The sequence below is a fragment of the Microbacterium sp. genome, assembly GCF_047606385.1.
Classification (GTDB): domain Bacteria; phylum Actinomycetota; class Actinomycetes; order Actinomycetales; family Microbacteriaceae; genus Microbacterium.
Genome location: NZ_JASGEL010000133.1, coordinates 1 through 17,501, shown reverse-complemented (window position 1 = coordinate 17,501; position 17,501 = coordinate 1). Strand labels below are relative to the sequence as shown.

General features: G+C 73.0%; 15 protein-coding genes. 6 read left to right on the top strand and 9 right to left on the bottom strand.

From position 1 onward, the window contains the following. From QM626_RS14040 to QM626_RS14025, 4 genes are all read right to left on the bottom strand, one after another. Nucleotides 1–600 (bottom strand): SGNH/GDSL hydrolase family protein (locus QM626_RS14040; RefSeq protein ID WP_415077583.1); only part of this gene is annotated, 600 nt, incomplete at its 3' end. Nucleotides 601–783: 183 nt separating this feature from the next. Continuing rightward, a complete protein-coding gene (gene hisS, locus QM626_RS14035; RefSeq protein WP_415077582.1) occupies nt 784–2,049 on the bottom strand; it encodes a histidine--tRNA ligase in 1,266 nt (421 codons plus the stop codon). Nucleotides 2,050–2,082: 33 nt separating this feature from the next. Continuing rightward, nucleotides 2,083–2,766 (bottom strand): MazG family protein, encoded by a 684-nt coding sequence (locus QM626_RS14030; RefSeq protein ID WP_415077581.1) that lies wholly within the window; start codon nt 2,764–2,766, stop codon nt 2,083–2,085. 29 nt (nt 2,767–2,795) lie between these two features. Next, nucleotides 2,796–3,941, bottom strand: a complete 1,146-nt coding sequence (locus tag QM626_RS14025) for a Na+/H+ antiporter NhaA (protein ID WP_415077579.1) — start codon at nt 3,939–3,941, stop codon at nt 2,796–2,798. Nucleotides 3,942–4,072: 131 nt separating this feature from the next. Between QM626_RS14025 and QM626_RS14020 the strand changes: the two genes are divergently transcribed. Beyond that, nucleotides 4,073–6,736: a phosphoenolpyruvate carboxylase gene (locus tag QM626_RS14020; protein WP_415077578.1), complete on the top strand. Its 2,664-nt coding sequence runs from the start codon at nt 4,073–4,075 to the stop codon at nt 6,734–6,736. A gap of 49 nt (nt 6,737–6,785) precedes the next feature. Here the strand turns inward: QM626_RS14020 and QM626_RS14015 are convergent, their stop codons facing one another. From QM626_RS14015 to QM626_RS14000, 4 genes are all read right to left on the bottom strand, one after another. Further along, the gene (locus QM626_RS14015; protein ID WP_415077580.1) at nt 6,786–7,385 is read right to left on the bottom strand and encodes a gamma carbonic anhydrase family protein; all 600 of its coding nucleotides are present in this window, start codon (nt 7,383–7,385) and stop codon (nt 6,786–6,788) included. Between the two features lie 10 nt (nt 7,386–7,395). After that, nucleotides 7,396–10,974: a transcription-repair coupling factor gene (mfd, locus tag QM626_RS14010; protein WP_415077577.1), complete on the bottom strand. Its 3,579-nt coding sequence runs from the start codon at nt 10,972–10,974 to the stop codon at nt 7,396–7,398. Between the two features lie 35 nt (nt 10,975–11,009). Next, on the bottom strand, nt 11,010–11,591 hold the full coding sequence (gene pth, locus QM626_RS14005) for an aminoacyl-tRNA hydrolase (RefSeq protein ID WP_415077576.1): 582 nt from the start codon (nt 11,589–11,591) through the stop codon (nt 11,010–11,012). A 157-nt stretch (nt 11,592–11,748) separates the two neighbouring features. Continuing rightward, a complete protein-coding gene (locus QM626_RS14000) occupies nt 11,749–12,366 on the bottom strand; it encodes a 50S ribosomal protein L25/general stress protein Ctc (protein ID WP_415077575.1) in 618 nt (205 codons plus the stop codon). A gap of 219 nt (nt 12,367–12,585) precedes the next feature. On the opposite strand from QM626_RS14000, the gene QM626_RS13995 reads away from it, so the two are divergent. Continuing rightward, nucleotides 12,586–12,735 (top strand): hypothetical protein, encoded by a 150-nt coding sequence (locus tag QM626_RS13995; RefSeq protein WP_415077574.1) that lies wholly within the window; start codon nt 12,586–12,588, stop codon nt 12,733–12,735. A gap of 10 nt (nt 12,736–12,745) precedes the next feature. Here the strand turns inward: QM626_RS13995 and QM626_RS13990 are convergent, their stop codons facing one another. Then, a complete protein-coding gene (locus QM626_RS13990; RefSeq protein ID WP_415077573.1) occupies nt 12,746–13,456 on the bottom strand; it encodes a FadR/GntR family transcriptional regulator in 711 nt (236 codons plus the stop codon). Between the two features lie 159 nt (nt 13,457–13,615). On the opposite strand from QM626_RS13990, the gene QM626_RS13985 reads away from it, so the two are divergent. The 4 genes from QM626_RS13985 to QM626_RS13970 form a co-directional block, all read left to right on the top strand. Beyond that, the gene (locus QM626_RS13985; protein ID WP_415077572.1) at nt 13,616–15,037 is read left to right on the top strand and encodes a GntP family permease; all 1,422 of its coding nucleotides are present in this window, start codon (nt 13,616–13,618) and stop codon (nt 15,035–15,037) included. A gap of 5 nt (nt 15,038–15,042) precedes the next feature. Continuing rightward, nucleotides 15,043–15,558, top strand: coding sequence for a gluconokinase (locus QM626_RS13980; RefSeq protein WP_415077571.1), 516 nt, complete (start codon nt 15,043–15,045; stop codon nt 15,556–15,558). Nucleotides 15,559–15,634: 76 nt separating this feature from the next. After that, nucleotides 15,635–17,092 (top strand): NADP-dependent phosphogluconate dehydrogenase, encoded by a 1,458-nt coding sequence (gndA, locus tag QM626_RS13975; RefSeq protein WP_415077570.1) that lies wholly within the window; start codon nt 15,635–15,637, stop codon nt 17,090–17,092. 11 nt (nt 17,093–17,103) lie between these two features. Continuing rightward, a partial coding sequence (locus QM626_RS13970; RefSeq protein ID WP_415077569.1) for a VanZ family protein occupies nt 17,104–17,501 on the top strand: 398 nt, incomplete at its 3' end.

Genomic DNA, 17,501 nt, shown 5'->3' with positions numbered 1-17,501 from the left:
GGCGGCGGCCAGCTGGCGGGACAGGCGGGACGCGAGGGCGCGCAGCGGCTGCGGCACCGGACGCAGCGCCCCCAGGTCGGGGCAGGTGCCGACGACGACGACGGCGCCGCGGGCGCGCAGCTCGGTCACGGCGCGAGCGAGGTGCTCGACCGAGACCGGCACCGGGATGCGGTGGGTCACGTCGTTGCCGCCGACGACGATCACCGCGGCGGCGGGCCGGTAGTCGGCCGGCAGCGCGCCCAGCTGGGAGGGCAGCGCCGTGCTCTCGGCCCCCACGGTCGCGCCCGTGCGCAGCCGCACCGGCCGGTGGATGCCGTGGGCGGCCGCTTTGGCGAGTCGGGCGCCGAGCGTGTCCTTGCGCCGCTCCGCGCCCAGACCCGCCGCGATCGAGTCGCCCAGCAGGAGCAGGTCCACCGGCTCCCCCGCCAGCGCCGGGCGCCACACCCGGTCGGCGTCCGGCGCCTGCTCCCCCAACGGCTTGCCGATCCGCCGCCGTGCCACGGCCGCCTGATGCCGCAACGCCGCACGCGCGCCGGCGACGACCGCGATGGCGCCCGCCGCGACCGTCGCCGCCCACACTCCCCGCCGGCCGCTCGTCATCCTCACGGTGACAGTGGATCAACTGCACATGAACGGCAGGCGACATCACCGCGCGGCTCCGCTTCGCGCGCGACCAGAACTCAGGACGCCCGTGCCCGGTCGCCGCGACACGCCACGCAGCGGCGGCCGAGGACGCATCCGTCCTGAGTTCTGCGCCGCGCCCCGTCACACCGCGGGCTCCGCTCAGGACAACGGCTTGATCTCCAGCGCGCCCGGCACGGCGCCGGCGGCCACCACGGCGAAGGCGGTGTAGCCGTCGGATGCCGCCCGTTCGAGCAGGCCCTTCAGGTTCTTCGTGCGCTGCTCCAGACGCACGCGCGCGCCGCCCGCGACCAGCGCCGCCTTGTGCGCCACGAGCTCGGCGACCGGCACGTCCCGGTCGTGGACGAGCACGATCGCCGGCGCCTCGGCATCCGCTCCCCCGCCGACCAGGTCGACGATGCGCTCGAACCCGATGGAGAAGCCGACGGCCGGGACCTCCTGGCCGAGGAACCGGCCGATCATGCCGTCGTAGCGGCCGCCTCCCCCGAGCGAGTACGTCACGCTCGGGTGCGCGAGCTCGAAGATCGTTCCGGTGTAGTAGCCCATGCCGCGCACGAGGAACGGGTCGAACACGAGCGGGATGCCGGGGATCGGGTCGACCGGCCGCGCCGCGGCGACCGCGCGGCCGACGCCGACCAGGTGCGCCACGACCTCGTCCGGGACGCCGGCGGGCAGCGCCTTGCGGATCTGTCCCTCCCCGTAGGGCCGGTACTCGAGCGTCTGCGGCCGCCGCAGGAACGCGGTGAAGGCGTCGACGGCGGACGCCGTGGCCCCGCGCTCGCGCAGCTCGGCCTCGACGCCGTCCGCGCCGACCTTGTCGAGCTTGTCGATCGTGATGAGCACGCCGGGCCGCTCCGCGGGCGGGAAGCCGAAGACGTCGAGCATGGCGTCCAGCGCCCGCCGGTCGTTGATGCGCACCGTGGCGCCGTCGAGGCCCAGGGCGTCGAGGGCGTCCAGCGTCGCGACGATCAGCTCGGCCTCGGCGCGGGCGGATGCGTCGCCGATGATGTCGATGTCGCACTGCACGAACTGCCGGTAACGCCCCTTCTGCGGCCGCTCCGCGCGCCACACCGGGGCGATCTGGATCGCACGGAACACGCTCGGCAGCTCGGCCCGGTGCGTCGCGTAGAACCGCGCCAGCGGCACGGTGAGGTCGTAGCGCAGACCCAGGTCGCTGAGGGCCGCGGGGTCGTCGGCGGCGGCTCGGACGGCGTCGGCGTCCAGCCCGCGCTTGAGGATGTTGAAGGCGAGCTTCTCGTTGTCGCCGCCGATGCCGGCGTGCAGCCGCTCGTAGTCCTCGACGACCGGGGTCTCGATCTCGTCGAAGCCGTGCGCACGGTACCGACCGCGGATGACGGCGAGCACGCGCTCGCGACGGGCCTTGTCGGCGGGGAGGAAGTCGCGCATGCCGCGCGGCGGGTTGACGGATGCCACGGGGAGCTATTCTTCCAGGTCCGCCGGCGCCTCGACGGCCCGCACCTCGGCGGCGAGGACCCGCACCCGCTCGCGCAGCGCGCGCTCGGCATCCCACCCGCGCTCGCGGGCGAGGGCCGCCAGCGCCAGCAGCGCGTCGCCGAGCTCGGCCTCGGAGCCCGGCATCCGCGCCCCGTCGTCGCGAGACCGCATCTGCGCGCCGAGACCGTGGGTGGACCCCGCTGTCTCGGCGCGCGCATGCGGTCTCGCGGAATTCGCGACACCGACGGATGCCGCCCGTCCCAGCACCTTCTGCGCGAGGGCGAGCGCCGGCATCCCGAACGGCACGCCGTCGAGCACGCTCGTGCGGGTGCGCTTCTCCGCCGCCTTCGCCGCGTTCCAGTGCAGGAGCACCTCCTCCGGGGTGCGGGCGATCTCCCCGGCGAACACGTGCGGATGCCGGCGGACCATCTTGTCGGCGAGGTCGTCGGCGACGTCGTCGATGTCGAACGGCGCGTCCGGATCGCGCGACGCGATCTCGGCGTGGAACAGCACCTGCCACAGCAGATCGCCGAGCTCCTCCCGGAGCGCGGTCCGGTCGCCCGTCTCGACCGCCTCGATGACCTCGTGGCTCTCCTCCACGAGGTAGGGCACGAGCGCCCGATGGTCGATCTGCCGGGTCCAGACGCAGCGCTCGCGCACCTCGCGCATCGTGTCCGCCGCCCGGCGAAGCCCGTCGCTCACGCCATCACCTCCGACCTGCGGCGATGGTGCCGCGCTCGCCAGGATACGAGCACCGCCGCCAGGACGAGCGAGATCGCCGAGCCGGTGAGCACGCCCAGCACCGCCTCGTCGCGCAGCACGGCGTCGCCCGCGAAGGCGAGCTCGGCCAGCAGCAGCGACACCGTGAAGCCGATCCCGCCCAGCGCGCCGGCGGCGAGCAGGTCCGCCGCCGGCAGTCGATGGCCGGCGGGGACGCGCAGCATCCGTTGTCCGAGCCAGCCGGCCCCGACGATGCCGAGCAGCTTGCCCAGCGGCAGCGCGATCACGACCGCCCAGAACACCGGCTGGAGCTCGTCGAGGCCGACCGCGGGGACCGTCACGAGCGCGGCCGAGAAGGCGAACAGCGGCAGGACCAGAGCGTTGACCCACGGCTCGAGCGCGTGGCGCACCCGCAGCGCCGGCTGCTGGCGCATCGCGAGGCCCAACGCCACCCCGGCGATCGTCGCATGCACGCCCGACAGGTAGACGAGCACCCAGGTGCCGAGGGCGAGCACCACCAGCAGCGCGCCCAGCGGGAGACGGGTGCGGGGTGTGAGGAGCCGGCTGACCGCCCCGAACGCGACGACGAGCACGAGCGCGCCCAGGAGCGCCGCCAGGTCCAGCCCGGCGGTGAACAGCACCGCGATGAACACGATGCCGACGATGTCGTCGAGGATCGCGAGCGCGAGCAGGAACACCCGCAGCGAGGACGGCAGGCCCCGTCCGAACACGGCGAGCACGCCGAGTGCGAACGCGATGTCGGTCGCGGTGGGCACCGGCCAGCCCTGCGCCGACGACGACCCGGCGCTCACGGCGAGGAAGAGGACGATCGGCGCCGCGACGCCGCCGGCCGCGGCCAGTGCCGGCAGCACGCCGCGACGCCACGACGCCAGCTCGCCGGCGGTCAGCTCGAACTGCAGCTCGACCGCTGCCACGAAGAAGAAGACCGCGAGCAGGCCGTCCGAGATCCAGTGGCCGACCGACAGCGGGAGCAGCCCTGAGCCGTGGACGTCCTTGACGGCGAGCAGCGCGTCCCCCGCGGGGGAGCCTGACAGCAGAAGGCCGGCGGCGGCCGCCGCCAGCAGCAGAGCCGCCGGGAACCGTTCCGAACGCAGCAGGGACATGATGCTCCGAGGGTGCGAGAGGCCACCGTCGCGACGGGGCCGCCGCGACGAGCCGACCAGACTTCCCGGCACACCTCGAGCCACCCTAGCGCGTGACGCGACGGTAACAGCGGCCCATTAGCGTGGAGCGCATGCAGGAACCCACTTCCACGGAGGCCGTCGACGTCGTCGGGCGGTACGAAGCAGGCCAGGAGATGCCCGAGCGGATGCGGACCGACGTCCGCGTGCTCGGGGCGCTGCTCGGGCGCGTCCTCGCCGAGAGCGGGTCGGAGGGCCTGTTCGACGACGTCGAGCGCCTCCGCATCGCCACCATCGCCGCCTACACCGACCCGGATCCGGCGGCGTTCGCGCGTGCGGCGGAGGTCGCCGAGTCGTTCTCGGTGGCCCGCGCCGACGAGGTGGCGCGGGCGTTCACGGCGTACTTCCATCTCGTCAACCTGGCCGAGGAGCACCAGCGCGTGCGCGTGCTGCGAGACCGGGACGGCGAGGCGGACCGCCCGGACGCCACCGACACCGTGGTCGGCGCCTTCGCCCAGCTGTCGGCCGAGATCGGCGCGGAGGCGGCGGCGCAGCGCCTGGCGGGGCTGCGGTTCCACCCCGTGTTCACGGCGCATCCCACCGAGGCGCGGCGGCGCGCGGTGTCCACCGCCATCCGCCGTCTGTCCCGCCTGCTCGACGACTACGACGCCAGCCTCCCCCAGTCGGCGCAGAGCCGGCAGGCGGAGCGGCGGATGCTGGAGGAGATCGACACCCTGTGGCGCACCGCGCCGCTGCGCGCCGAGAAGCCGTCGCCGGTCGACGAGGTGCGCTCGATCATGGCCGTGTTCGACGACACGCTGTTCACGACGGTGCCGCGGGTGTACCGCCGGATCGACGACGCCCTCGCGGCGGCCGGCGGCAGTCGTCCGCCGCTCGCCCCGTCGTTCGTGCGCGTGGGCACCTGGGTCGGCGGCGACCGCGACGGCAACCCGTTCGTGACCGCCGACGTCACCCGCCAGGCGGCGGGGATCGCGAGCCAGCACGTGCTGCTCGGGCTCGAGCACGCCGCAAGTCGCATCGGTCGCGCCCTGACCCTGGACGCGGCCACGACCCCGCCGACTCCGGCGCTGCTGGCTCTGTGGGAGGCCCTCGCCGGCGCGGACCCGGAGGCGGCGGCCGAGATCGCCGACCGCTCCCCGGACGAGCCGCACCGCCGTGTCCTGCTGCTGATCGCGCGTCGCATCGCCGCGGCCCGCGCCGGCGACGCGGGCTACGCGGACCCGGACGAGCTGCTCGCCGACCTGCGCGTGGTGCAGGACTCGCTCGCCGCCGCCGGCGCCGCCCGTCAGGCCTACGGACACGTGCAGGAGCTCATCTGGCAGGTCGAGACGTACGGGTTCCACCTCGCCGAGCTCGAGGCGCGCCAGCACTCCGCGGTGCACGCGAAGGTGCTCGCCGAGCTGGATGCCGGCGGCGAGCGCAGCGAGCTGGCCGAGGAGGTGCTCTCGGTGTTCCGCACGATCGCGGACATCCAGTCGCGGCTCGGCCCACGCGCCGCCGGCCGCTACATCGTCTCGTTCACGCAGTCCGCCCAGGACCTGGCGAACGTGCACCGGCTCGCCCGGTACGCGGTCGGTGCGGGCGCCACACCGCCGGTGCTCGACGTGATCCCGCTGTTCGAGACCTTCGCCGACCTGCAGGCGGCTCCCGGCATCCTGGCCGAGATCGTGCAGCATCCGGAGTTCGCGGCCCGCCTCGACGCGACCGGCCGGCGCCTGGAGGTCATGCTCGGCTACTCCGACTCGTCGAAGGATGTCGGCCCGGTCGCCGCGAACCTCGCGCTCTACGAGGCCCAGGCGCTCATCGCCGCCTGGGCGGACGAGAACGGCATCGAGCTGACGCTGTTCCACGGCCGTGGCGGGGCGCTCGGCCGCGGCGGCGGACCGGCGAACTCCGCGATCCTCGCGCAGCCGCCGCACTCGGTCGACGGCCGGTTCAAGCTGACCGAGCAGGGCGAGGTCATCTTCGCCCGGTACGGGGACGCCGACATCGCGATGCGTCACATCGACCAGGTCGGCGCCGCCGTGCTGCTGGCGTCCGCGCCCTCGAACGAGCAGCGCAACCGTGCCGCCGCGCAGCGCTTCGCCGAGGTCGCGCAGACCATGGAGGACGCCTCGAAGGATCGGTTCTACGCCCTCGTGCAGGCTCCGGGCTTCGCCCCCTGGTTCGCGACGGTGACCCCGATGGAGGAGGTCGGGCTGCTCGCGCTGGGATCGCGCCCCGCCCGGCGGGGGCTGTCGGTCGAGTCGCTGGCGGACCTGCGCGCGATCCCGTGGGTGTTCGCGTGGACGCAGGCGCGCATCAACCTCGCCGGCTGGTTCGGCCTCGGCAGCGCTCTCGAGGCCGTCGGCGACCTGGCCCTGCTGCAGGAGGCCTACCGCCAGTGGCCGCTGCTGCGGGCGATGGTCGACAACGTGGCGATGAGCCTCGCGAAGACCGACGACCGGATCGCGCGCGAATACCTCGCGCTGGGCGATCGCGACGACCTCGCGCAGCTCGTGCTCGACGAGCTCGCGCTGACCCGGTCGTGGGTCGTGCGCATCGCCGGCGGCGACGGGCTGCTCGCGAACAAGCCGGTGCTGCAGCGGGCCGTGAAGCTGCGCAGCCCCTATGTCGACGCGCTGTCCCTGCTGCAGCTGCGGGCGCTGCGCGGGCTGCGCGAGGCCCCTGCCGGCGCCCCGGCGGACCCGGAGCTGCAGCGGCTGCTGCTGTTGTCGGTCTCCGGCGTCGCCGCCGGGCTGCAGAACACCGGGTGACGTCCAGACCGTCGCCGCTCCGCGGCCGCGGAGCCTCCGGCGGCGCGCGTCAGTCGGCCGGCGTGTCGGCGGCGTGGCGCGCGAGCGAGGAGCCGTAGCGCTCGGTGAGCTGCACCATGTAGTCGGGGGCGTCGCCGTCCAGCCCGAAGACGAAGCCGGGGAAGTCCAGCTCCCGGCGCGCCGGGTCGATGGCCTCGGCCTCGGCGGCCGGCAGCAGCCGCATCGGCTCGCCGATCGCGACCCAGCCCAACGGCACGACCGTTCCCGCCGGCAGCGTCGTCCGCAGGTGGACCACGGCGTTCGTGCGCACGAGCGACCCCTTCCCGACGCGCGCGCCGTTGACCACGCGGCTGCCGGTGGCCAGGTACACCTCGTCCTCGACGACGGCGCCGGAGATGCTGGCCATCGGCCCCACCAGCACATGATCGCCGATGTGCACCGGGTGCACCGAGCTGGCGCGGATCAGCGCGTTCTCCATCACGATCACGTTGCGCCCGATCGTGATCGGCGACCCCTCGGCGGTGATCACCGCGCCGTGCAGGACTTGGCTGCCGGCGTCGATCGTCACATCGCCGCTGATGACCGCGGTCGGCGCGACGACGGCGTCCGGGTGGATGCGGGGGCTGGATCCGAGGTGCACGTAGCGCATGTCGCTCACGCTACGCCTGCACCGCCGCCGGCAGCGGGAAGATCGCGTCCAGCAGCTGCTGCGTCCACGCGATCAGCTCGGCGTCCGGCACGTGCTCGCCGGAGGCGGTCGGCAGCGGCACGACCAGCGCGTCGCCGGAGGCGACGAGCTTCGCCTTCGGATACAGCCGCTGCAGCCGGACCCGCAGCGAGTCCGGCAGATGCGCCGGCGCGACCCGCAGGTTCGGCCCCATCGCGACGACGTCGGACAGCCCGGATGCCGCGGCGCGGCGTCGCAGCCGCGCCATCCGCACGAGCCCCTCGACCTCGGCCGGCGGCGCGCCGTACCGGTCGGTGAGCTCGTCGACCACGAGGTCGAGCGCGTCGTGGGCCGCGGTGACGGACGCCGCCGCCGACAGCTTCTGGTACGCCTCGAGCCGCAGGCGCTCGCTGTCGATGTAGGACTCCGGGATGCGGGCCTGCACGGGCAGCTCGAGCCGCAGCTCGGTGGGGCCCTCGGCGTCCTCGCCCCGGAACGTCGCCACGGCCTCGCCGATCATCCGCAGATACAGGTCGAAGCCCACTCCCGCGATGTGGCCGGCCTGCTCGGCGCCGAGCAGGTTCCCGGCGCCGCGGATCTCCAGGTCCTTCAGCGCCACCTGCATCCCGCTGCCGAGGTCGTTGTTGACCGCGATCGTCTCCAGCCGGTCGGCCGCCGTCTCCGACAGGGGCTTGTTCTCGTCGTAGAGGAAGTACGCGTAGGCGCGCTCGCGCCCGCGCCCGACCCGGCCGCGCAGCTGATGCAGCTGGCTCAGGCCGTACTTGTCGGCCCGGTCGATGATGATCGTGTTCGCGTTGGAGATGTCCAGGCCGGTCTCGATGATCGTCGTCGAGACCAGCACGTCGGCCCGCCGCTCCCAGAAGTCGTCGACGACCTGCTCGAGCTGGTGCTCCCCCATCTGGCCGTGCGCGACGGCGATGCGCGCCTCGGGGACGAGCTCGGCCAGCTGCGCGGCGACCCGCTGGATCGAGGAGACCCGGTTGTGCACGAAGAACACCTGGCCTTCGCGCAGCAGCTCGCGACGGATCGCCGCGGCGATCTGCTTGTCGTTGCGAGGGCCGACGTAGGAGAGGATCGGGTGCCGGTCCTCGGGCGGCGTGGCCAGCGTCGACATCTCGCGGATGCCGGTGACCGCCATCTCGAGCGTGCGCGGGATGGGGGTGGCGCTCATCGCCAGGATGTCGACGTTCGTCTTCAGCTTCTTCAGCGCATCCTTGTGCTCGACGCCGAACCGCTGCTCCTCGTCGATGATCATGAGGCCCAGGTCCTTGAAGATCACCTTCTCGGTGAGGATGCGGTGGGTGCCGATGACCATGTCGATCGAGCCGTCGGCGAGGCCCGCGACGACGTCCCGGGCCTGCTTGTCGCTCTGGAACCGCGACAGCGGACGCACCTTGACCGGGAACCCGGCGAAGCGCTCGGCGAAGGTCTCCAGGTGCTGCTTGACCAGCAGGGTCGTCGGCACCAGCATCGCGACCTGCTTCCCCTCCTGGATGGCCTTGAACGCGGCGCGCACGGCCACCTCGGTCTTGCCGAAGCCGACGTCGCCGCTCAGCAGCCGGTCCATCGGCACCGGCTTCTCCATGTCAGCCTTGATCTCGTCGATCGTCTGCAGCTGATCGGGCGTCTCCGCGAACGGGAACGCCTCCTCCAGCTCGCGCTGCCACGGGGTGTCGGGGCCGAAGGCGTGACCCCTGGCCGCCATGCGCGCCGAGTAGAGCTTGACCAGCTCCACCGCGATGTCGCGGACCGCCTTGCGCGCCTTGCCCTTCGCGGCGGCCCAGTCGCTGCCGCCCATCTTGGAGAGCACGGGCGCCTCGCCGCCGACGTAGCGCGAGAGCTGGTCGAGCTGATCGGTGGGCACCGAGAGCCGGTCGCCCGGGTGCCCGCGCTTGGACGGCGCGTACTCGAGCACGAGGTACTCGCGCATGCTCTTGACCGGATTGCGACCGCCGCTGGAGACCTCGCGCTGCGTGAGCTCGACGAACCGGCCGATGCCGTGGGTGGCATGCACCACGACGTCGCCGGGCGTGAGCTGCAGCGGGTCGACGACGTTGCGCCGTCGCGAGGCCAGCTTCTTCACGGCGCGTCGATCGCCCGCGACCGTGCGCCCGTAGAACTCGCTCTCGGTGACGACGGCGAGCTTCGCAGCGGGCGCCTGGAACCCGCTCTCCAGCGCGCAGGTCACGATCAGCGCGGTGCCGGGCTCGGGCGGGGAGAGGACCTCGTCGACGCGGCGCGCGGCGACGCCGCGCTCGGCCAGCACGTCGCGGGCCCGGTCGGCCAGCCCTGCACCGGTGGCGGTGACCACGACGCGCCAGCCGTCCCGCAGCAGATCGGCCACCAGGCCGGTGGCGCCGTCGACGTTGCCCGCGAAGGACGGCACGGATGCCGCGGCCACCCGCACCGCCTCGTCGTCGACGAGCCCGGGCTCCGCGGCGTCTCCGGGCGCGTGGGCCCAGGTGCTGAGGGTCCACCACACGCCGCCGCGCCCGCGTGCCGCCGTGCGCAGCGTGTCGAGTGCGACGAAGTCGCCGGCGCCGAGGTCGACCGGGGTGTCGGCGCCCGCGACCGCCGCGCTCCACGCCGCCTCGAGGAACTCGCGGTTGGTGTCGGCGAGGGTCGCCGCCCGCGCACGGGCGCGCTCGGGATCGACGAGGGCGACGGCGGCCGCCCGCGGCAGGTAGTCGACGAGGGTGACCAGCTCGGGCAGCAGCGCGGGGGTGAGCGACTCCATCCCCTCGACGGGGATGCCCTGCGACATCTTCTCCAGCATCCCCGAGAGCGCCGGGAAGACCGGGATCAGCTCGAGGGCGCGGGCTCGCACCGGGTCGGTGAGCAGCAGCTCCCGGCCCGGCAGCAGCTCGATCCGCTCCACGGCACCGGGCAGCGACCGCTGGTCGGCGACCGAGAACGCCCGGATCTCGTCGACCTCGTCGCCGAAGAACTCGACGCGGTAGGGATGGTCCGCCGTCGGCGGGAAGACGTCGAGGATGCCGCCGCGCACCGCGAACTCGCCGCGACGGGACACCATGTCGACGCGGTGGTACGCGCGTTCGACGAGGCCGGCGATGACGGCGTCGAGCTCGTCGCCCCGCGCACCGGCGGCCAGCACGATCGGGGCGATGTCCGCGAGGCCCGGTGCGAGCGGCTGGATCGCCCCACGCACCGAGGCGGTCACCACGAGCGGGGTCGAGCCGTCCCAGGCGGCCATGCGACGCAGCACGTCGAGGCGCCGGCCGACGGTCTCCACGCTGGGGCTCAGGCGCTCGTGCGGGAGCGTCTCCCATGCGGGCACGTGCATGACCTCGACGCCGGGCAGCAGCCCCTCCAGGGCCGGCCCGAGCGTCTCGGTCCGGCGACCGGTGGGAGCGATCAGCAGCACGGCGGGCGGCAGGCCGTTCTCGCGCCGTCGCTCCAGGAGCGCCGCCACGAGCGGCGCGTCGAGCGCTGCCACGACGGAGAACTCGGCGTCGGACGCCGCGGCGTCCAGGGCGGCGGCGAAGGTCTCGGACTGCGCGAGGGCGCGCGCGATCCCGGGAACTGTCACTCGACGATCCTACGGGGCCACACGAGGACCAGGCCTCAGCGCGGCGCGTGCCAGCGCTGCTGCGCGGCCAGCAGGCCCTCGTCGACCAGCAGTTCGACGGCGTCGGCCGCCTCCGACACGAGGGCCGGGAGCACCTTGCGGTCGGACACGGAGAACGGGTCGAGCACCCAGTCGGCCGGATCCTGCCGCCCGGGCGGGCGGCCGATGCCGACCCGCACACGCGGGAACTCCGGCGTGCCGAGCGCCTTCGCGACGTCCCGGACCCCGTTGTGGCCGCCGTGGCCGCCGCCGGTCTTCAGCTTGAGCGTGTCGAAGGGGATGTCGAGCTCGTCGTGGACGACGATCACCCGCTCCGGCGGCACGTCGTAGAACCTCGCGAGATTCGCGGCCGGGCCCCCGGACACGTTCATGAAGGTGTTCGGCTTGGCCAGCACGAGCCGGTCGGCGCCCGGACGCAGCCAGGTCTCGACCACACGCGCGTTCGCCTTGTGGGCGCGGAAGCTCTCACCGCGGCGCGCCGCGAGCTCGTCGACGACCAGCTGCCCGACGTTGTGACGGGTGGCCGCGTACTGGGGCCCGGGATTGCCGAGGCCGATCACCAGCCATGTCTGCGCCATGTCGGCATCCTCTCGTCCCGCCCCATACTCCCCCGACGACCATGTCCCACCTCGGAGCGCTCAGGCAGTGTCTCAGCGGTCCGAAGTGGGACATCAACCGGTCCGAAGTGGGACACGGGCGGGGGTGGCGGATGCGGATCGCTCCGCGGCACGCGGATTACTCCGCGGCGGCCTCGGACTGCTCGGCGGCCTCCTCGGCGTCGGCCTCGGCGATCTCGGCCTCGGCGGCCAGCGCGGCGGCCGGCACCGAGATCGCGACGACGAGCAGGTCGGCCTCGCCGGCGAGGGCTGCGCCCGTGGGCAGCTTCAGGTCGCCGGCGGTGACGTGGGTGCCGTCCTCGAGGCCCTCGACGTCGACCTCGATGTTCTCCGGGATGTGGGTCGCCTCGACCTCGAGCAGCACGGTGGCGGCGTCCAGGTTCGCGATGGTGCCGGCGAAGGGCTCGCCCACCACGACGACCGGAACCTCGACCTGCAGCTTCTCGCCCTTCTTCACGACCAGCAGGTCGATGTGCTCGATGACCTGACGCACCGGGTCCTTCTGCACGTCCTTGACCAGCGCCAGCTGGCTCTTGCCCTCGACGTTCAGCTCCAGCAGGGCGTTCGCGCGACGCAGCAGCAGCGCCACCTGGTGGCCCGGCAGTGCGAGGTGCTGGGGGTCGGTGCCGTGGCCGTAGAGCACGGCGGGGATGTCGCCGGCGGCGCGGAGGCGTCGGGCGAAGCCCTTGCCGAACTGGGTGCGCACCTGCGCGTCGACCTTGTTGTCCTCAGACATGGTTGTTCTCCTTGCGGGCTCGAAGGGCCCTATCGCTGGCGGGTGGCGTACCCGCAATGGTCTCGACTCGAACGCGAGTGCGTGAGGAAGCCGGTGGGCTGCACACCCTCGTCGATAACGGACCCGCGTGCACGGGTCCCTCGCCGAAGTTCGTCCCGAGTCTACCAGCGCGACCAGTAGCATGAGAACGATGCGTCCGCGTCTTCGAAGGGGCTTTCCATGACCGTGCACCTGTCCGAGACCCTCGCTGCCACCCCGGCGTCCGATGTCCTCGTGACGGTCATCGGCGTGATGGCCCTCGTCTCGCTCATCGGCGTCGTGGGCGCCCTGTTCTCGCTCGGCCGCGCGCCCTACCGCGAGGACCGCTGACCCCGGACGCTCAGGCCCCGGCCTGCTGCTGCATCGCCTCGTCCGCCTCGGCGACGATGCGACGCATCGCCTCGGCGGCATCCACGCCCCGCCCGCTCGCCACCGCGAACGCGACGTCGTGGTGCCAGCGCACCGCGTCGGGGTTCGCCTCGTGGGGCATGAGCTCGTGCTGCGTCCGTCCCACGAGCACGGCGGCGACGGAGTCGGCCAGCGCGGCCAGCATCGCGTTGCCGGACGCCTCCAGCAGGGTGCGGTGGAACCGCACGTCCGCGTCGAGGTACTGGGCGCCGTCCGCGTCGTCCTCGGTGCGCGCCATCTCGACGACGGCGGACGACAGCCGCTGACGCTGGAGGTCGGTGGCGGATGCCGCCGCCAGCCGCGCCGCGAGCGGCTCGATCGCGCTGCGCAGCTGGCTGAGCTCGCTCAGCTGACGAGCGCGATCGGGACCGCTCAGCCGCCAGGTCATGATCTCGGGCGCGTAGACGTTCCAGCGTTCGCGCGGCAGCACCTCCACGCCGGCCTTGCGCCGCACCGCGACGAGGCCCAGCGACTGCAGCACGCGCACCCCCTCGCGTGCCGCCGAGCGGGACGCGCCCGCTGCGCCGGCGAGCTCGGCGGTGATCAGGCGCGTACCGGCCGGATGCTCGCCGTGCACGATCGCCGCGCCGAGCCGCTCGATGAAGGCGTCGTGCACGGGGCTGAGGCGAGCGGCGCTGGTCATGCCCCGATTATGCCGTGTGTGTGCGCGCTCACCCAAGAAGAGATCGGATGAGAATGACCCGTCCTCATAAAATGTCGTGCATATCCGACGTGTCTATGGTTTTATGTAGGGCAAATATAAGCGGTGCCGTCCCGCACCCCCGCCAGATCAAGGAAGCTCATGGCCGCTCTCGCACCCCTCTCATCCCTCCCCTCGCTCTGGGCCGCCGCCGCGGCCGACGACCCCTCGACCGTGCCGGCCGGACAGCTGATCACCGCCGCGGTCGTCGGCATCGCGGTGATCGTGGCGCTGATCAGCTGGGTCAAGCTCCATCCGTTCCTCGCGCTCACCCTGGGCGCCCTGGCGACCGGGCTCGTCGCGGGCATGCCCGTCGGGGACGCCGTCACGAGCTTCACGAGCGGCGTCGGCAGCACGATGGGCGGCGTCGGCGTCCTCATCGCGCTCGGCGCCATCTACGGCAAGCTGCTGGCCGACTCCGGCGGCGCCGACCGCGTGGTCGACACGCTCGTGGACCGCGCCACGCCGCGCACGCTGCCGTGGATCATGGGCTTCATCGGAGCCATCATCGGCCTGCCCATGTTCTTCGAGGTGGGCCTCGTGCTGCTGGTGCCGGTGATCATCCTCGTCGCGCGTCGCTCGCGGCTTCCGCTGATGCGCATCGCGATCCCGACGCTCGCCGGCCTGTCGGCGATGCACGGCCTCGTGCCGCCGCACCCCGGCCCGCTCGCCGCGATCGACGCGCTGAACGCGAACCTCGGCCTGACGCTCGCGTTCGGCGTGATCGTGGCGATCCCGGCCGTCATCATCTCCGGGCCGCTGTTCTCGCGCCTCGCCGCCCGCTGGGTCGACGTGCCGGTGCCGGACCTGTTCGTCTCGGCGGAGGACGCGGGGCGCACGCAGACACGGCGCCCCTCGTTCGGCGCGACGCTCGCGAGCATCCTGCTGCCGGTCGCGCTCATGCTCGTCAAGGCCGTCGCGGACATCGTCGCGCCCGATTCGACCGACGTGTGGAAGAGCGTCCTCGACTTCCTCGGCACGCCGGTCATCGCCCTGTTGATCGCGGTCATCGCCGGGTTCTTCATCCTCGGCCGCGGCGCCGGCTTCGACCGCGCGCAGCTTAACGCGACGGTGGGCTCCTCGCTCGGTCCCATCGCTGGCATCCTGCTGATCGTCGGCGCCGGCGGCGGCTTCAAGCAGGTGCTCGTGGACACCGGCATCGGCCAGGTCATCGCCGACCTCGTCGCCGGCTCCTCGATCTCGGTCCTCGTGCTGGCATGGCTCGTCGCGGTGGTCATCCGGGTCGCCACCGGATCGGCGACGGTCGCGACCATCACCGCCGCCGGCATCCTGCAGCCGCTCACCGACACCCTCAACGCGCCCATGACGGCACTGCTCGTGCTCGCCATCGGCTCCGGCTCGGTCTTCCTCTCGCACGTCAACGACGCCGGCTTCTGGCTGATCAAGGAGTACCTCGGCCTCTCCATCCCGCAGACTCTGAAGTCGTGGACCGTGCTCGAATGCCTCATCTCGGTGACCGGGCTGGGCGGCGTGCTCGTCCTGAGCCTGTTCGTGGGAGCGTGAGCGCGATGACCACCCGTCCTCCCGTCCTCGTGTTCATGGGCGTGTCCAGCACCGGCAAGTCGACCGTCGCGGCGATGCTCGCCGGGCGGCTGGGCTGGCCGTTCCAGGAGGGCGACGATCTGCATCCGGCCGCCAACGTCGCGAAGATGGCCGCCGGCCACGCGCTCAACGACCAGGACCGGGCTCCCTGGCTCGACATCGTCGCGGCATGGATCGACGAGCGGATCGCCCGTGGCGAACCCGGGATCATCACGTGCTCGGCGCTCAAGCGCCGCTATCGCGACGTGCTGCGCCGCGACGAGGTGACCTTCGTGCACTTCACCGGCGACCGCGCGCTCATCCTCGACCGGATGATGCGCCGGCAAGGACACTTCATGCCGCCCGCGCTGCTGGACTCCCAGTTCGGCACGCTGGAGGCGCCCGGCACCGACGAGCGGTCGATCGCGATCGACGTGGCCCAGACGCCGGCGGAGCAGGCCGATGAGATCGTCACGCGGCTCGGCCTGGTGCCGTGGCCGTGAGCGGCCCCGGCCGGCGGACACGGACCCGGTACAGTGACGTGGGCAGATCCGCCCACCCGACTTGTGGAGCAGCGACATGGTGACAACGACTCAGGCGACGGCGAATATCGGTGTGGTGGGCCTGGCGGTGATGGGGTCGAACCTGGCCCGCAACCTCGCCAGCCGCGAGGGCAACACCGTCGCGGTGTACAACCGCAGCCGAGCCAAGACCGACGAGCTGGTCGCCGCGCACCCCGAGGCGGGCTTCGTCCCGACGTTCTCGTACGAGGAGTTCGCGGCATCCCTGCGCAAGCCGCGCGCGGCGATCGTCATGGTCAAGGCCGGTGCCGGCACGGATGCCGTCATCGACGAGCTCGTGAAGGTGTTCGAGCCGGGCGACATCATCGTCGACGGCGGCAACGCGCTGTTCACCGACACGATCCGCCGCGAGAAGGCCGTGCGCGCCACGGGCATCAACTTCGTCGGGATGGGCGTGTCCGGCGGCGAGGAGGGCGCCCTGCTCGGCCCGTCGCTCATGCCCGGCGGCTCGGACGAGTCCTGGGTGACGCTCGGCCCGATCCTGCGCTCCATCGCCGCCGTCGCAGGCGGCGAGCCGTGCGTGACCCACGTCGGTCACGACGGCGCCGGCCACTTCGTCAAGATGGTGCACAACGGCATCGAGTACGCCGACATGCAGCTGATCGCCGAGGCGTACGATCTCATCCGCCGTGCCACCGGCAAGACGCCGGCCCAGATCGCCGACGTGTTCGCCGAGTGGAACCGGGGCGAGCTGGAGAGCTACCTCATCGAGATCACCGCCGAGGTGTTGCGGCAGACGGATGCGACGACCGGCGAGCCGCTGGTCGACGTGATCGTCGACCAGGCCGGCGCGAAGGGCACCGGCGGGTGGACCGCGCAGACCGCCATCGACCTGGGCGTGCCGGTCTCCGGCATCGCGGAGGCGGTGTTCGCCCGGTCGCTGTCGAGCCACCCCGAGCAGCGCGCGACCACCGCCGGTCTGCCCGGCCCCGCCGAGGGGTTCGCCGCCGCCGACCCGGACGCGTTCGTCGAGCAGGTGCGTCTGGCCCTGTACGCGTCGAAGATCGTCGCGTACTCGCAGGGGTTCGACGAGATCCGCGCCGGCGCCGCGCAATACGGCTGGGACATCGATCTCGGCAAGGTGGCCGCGATCTGGCGCGGGGGCTGCATCATCCGGGCGCAGTTCCTGAACCGCATCACCGACGCCTATGCCGAGACGCCGGATCTGCCGGTGCTGCTGACCGCACCGTTCTTCGTCGACGCGCTGGGCCGGGCCCAGGACGCCTGGCGCGGCGTCGTCCAGACGGCGGCGGCCGCCGGCATCCCCGCCCCCGCCTTCTCCTCGTCGCTGGCCTATTACGACGGTCTGCGCGCCGAGCGTCTGCCCGCCGCGCTCATCCAGGGCCAGCGGGACTTCTTCGGCGCCCACACCTACAAGCGCGTCGACCGCGAGGGCACGTTCCACACGCTGTGGTCGGGCGACCGCACCGAGGTCGAGGCCGAGGACACCCACTGACGGTCCCACGGATGCCGGCACGAAGCCGCCGCGGGCGCCCGCTGCTCGCGGCGGCTTCGGCCGTCTACCTGGCGGTGCTCGCCGCGCTGACCCTGGGACCGCAGCCCGAGGCCGCCGGCGACGGGATCGGCGCCGTCGCCGCCTGGCTGCACGGCTGGCCGCCGACCGCGTGGGTCGACGCGGCCCTCATCGAGTTCTGCTCGAACATCGCGCTGTTCGTGCCGTGGGGCGCGCTCTGCGTGCTGTGGTCCAGGCGGCGCCGGTGGTGGCTCGGCATCCTGACCGGCCTCGCCGCCAGCGGGGTCATCGAGACCGTGCAGGGGCTGCTGCTGCCCGGGCGGGTGGCCGACGTGCGCGATCTGATCGCGAACACGCTCGGCGCCGCGGCCGGCGCTCTCGTGCTGCGCGC

Excerpts from the sequence above, each read along its gene's own strand:
- hisS (WP_415077582.1), bottom strand. The coding sequence starts at position 2,049 with ATGCGCGACTTCCTCCCCGCCGACAAGGCCCGTCGCGAGCGCGTGCTC.
- QM626_RS14030 (WP_415077581.1), bottom strand. The coding sequence starts at position 2,766 with ATGCGCGAGGTGCGCGAGCGCTGCGTCTGGACCCGGCAGATCGACCAT.
- QM626_RS14025 (WP_415077579.1), bottom strand. The coding sequence starts at position 3,941 with ATGTCCCTGCTGCGTTCGGAACGGTTCCCGGCGGCTCTGCTGCTGGCG.
- QM626_RS14020 (WP_415077578.1), top strand. The coding sequence starts at position 4,073 with ATGCAGGAACCCACTTCCACGGAGGCCGTCGACGTCGTCGGGCGGTAC.
- QM626_RS14015 (WP_415077580.1), bottom strand. The coding sequence starts at position 7,385 with ATGCGCTACGTGCACCTCGGATCCAGCCCCCGCATCCACCCGGACGCC.
- pth (WP_415077576.1), bottom strand. The coding sequence starts at position 11,591 with ATGGCGCAGACATGGCTGGTGATCGGCCTCGGCAATCCCGGGCCCCAG.
- QM626_RS14000 (WP_415077575.1), bottom strand. The coding sequence starts at position 12,366 with ATGTCTGAGGACAACAAGGTCGACGCGCAGGTGCGCACCCAGTTCGGC.
- QM626_RS13995 (WP_415077574.1), top strand. The coding sequence starts at position 12,586 with ATGACCGTGCACCTGTCCGAGACCCTCGCTGCCACCCCGGCGTCCGAT.
- QM626_RS13990 (WP_415077573.1), bottom strand. The coding sequence starts at position 13,456 with ATGACCAGCGCCGCTCGCCTCAGCCCCGTGCACGACGCCTTCATCGAG.
- QM626_RS13985 (WP_415077572.1), top strand. The coding sequence starts at position 13,616 with ATGGCCGCTCTCGCACCCCTCTCATCCCTCCCCTCGCTCTGGGCCGCC.
- QM626_RS13980 (WP_415077571.1), top strand. The coding sequence starts at position 15,043 with ATGACCACCCGTCCTCCCGTCCTCGTGTTCATGGGCGTGTCCAGCACC.
- gndA (WP_415077570.1), top strand. The coding sequence starts at position 15,635 with ATGGTGACAACGACTCAGGCGACGGCGAATATCGGTGTGGTGGGCCTG.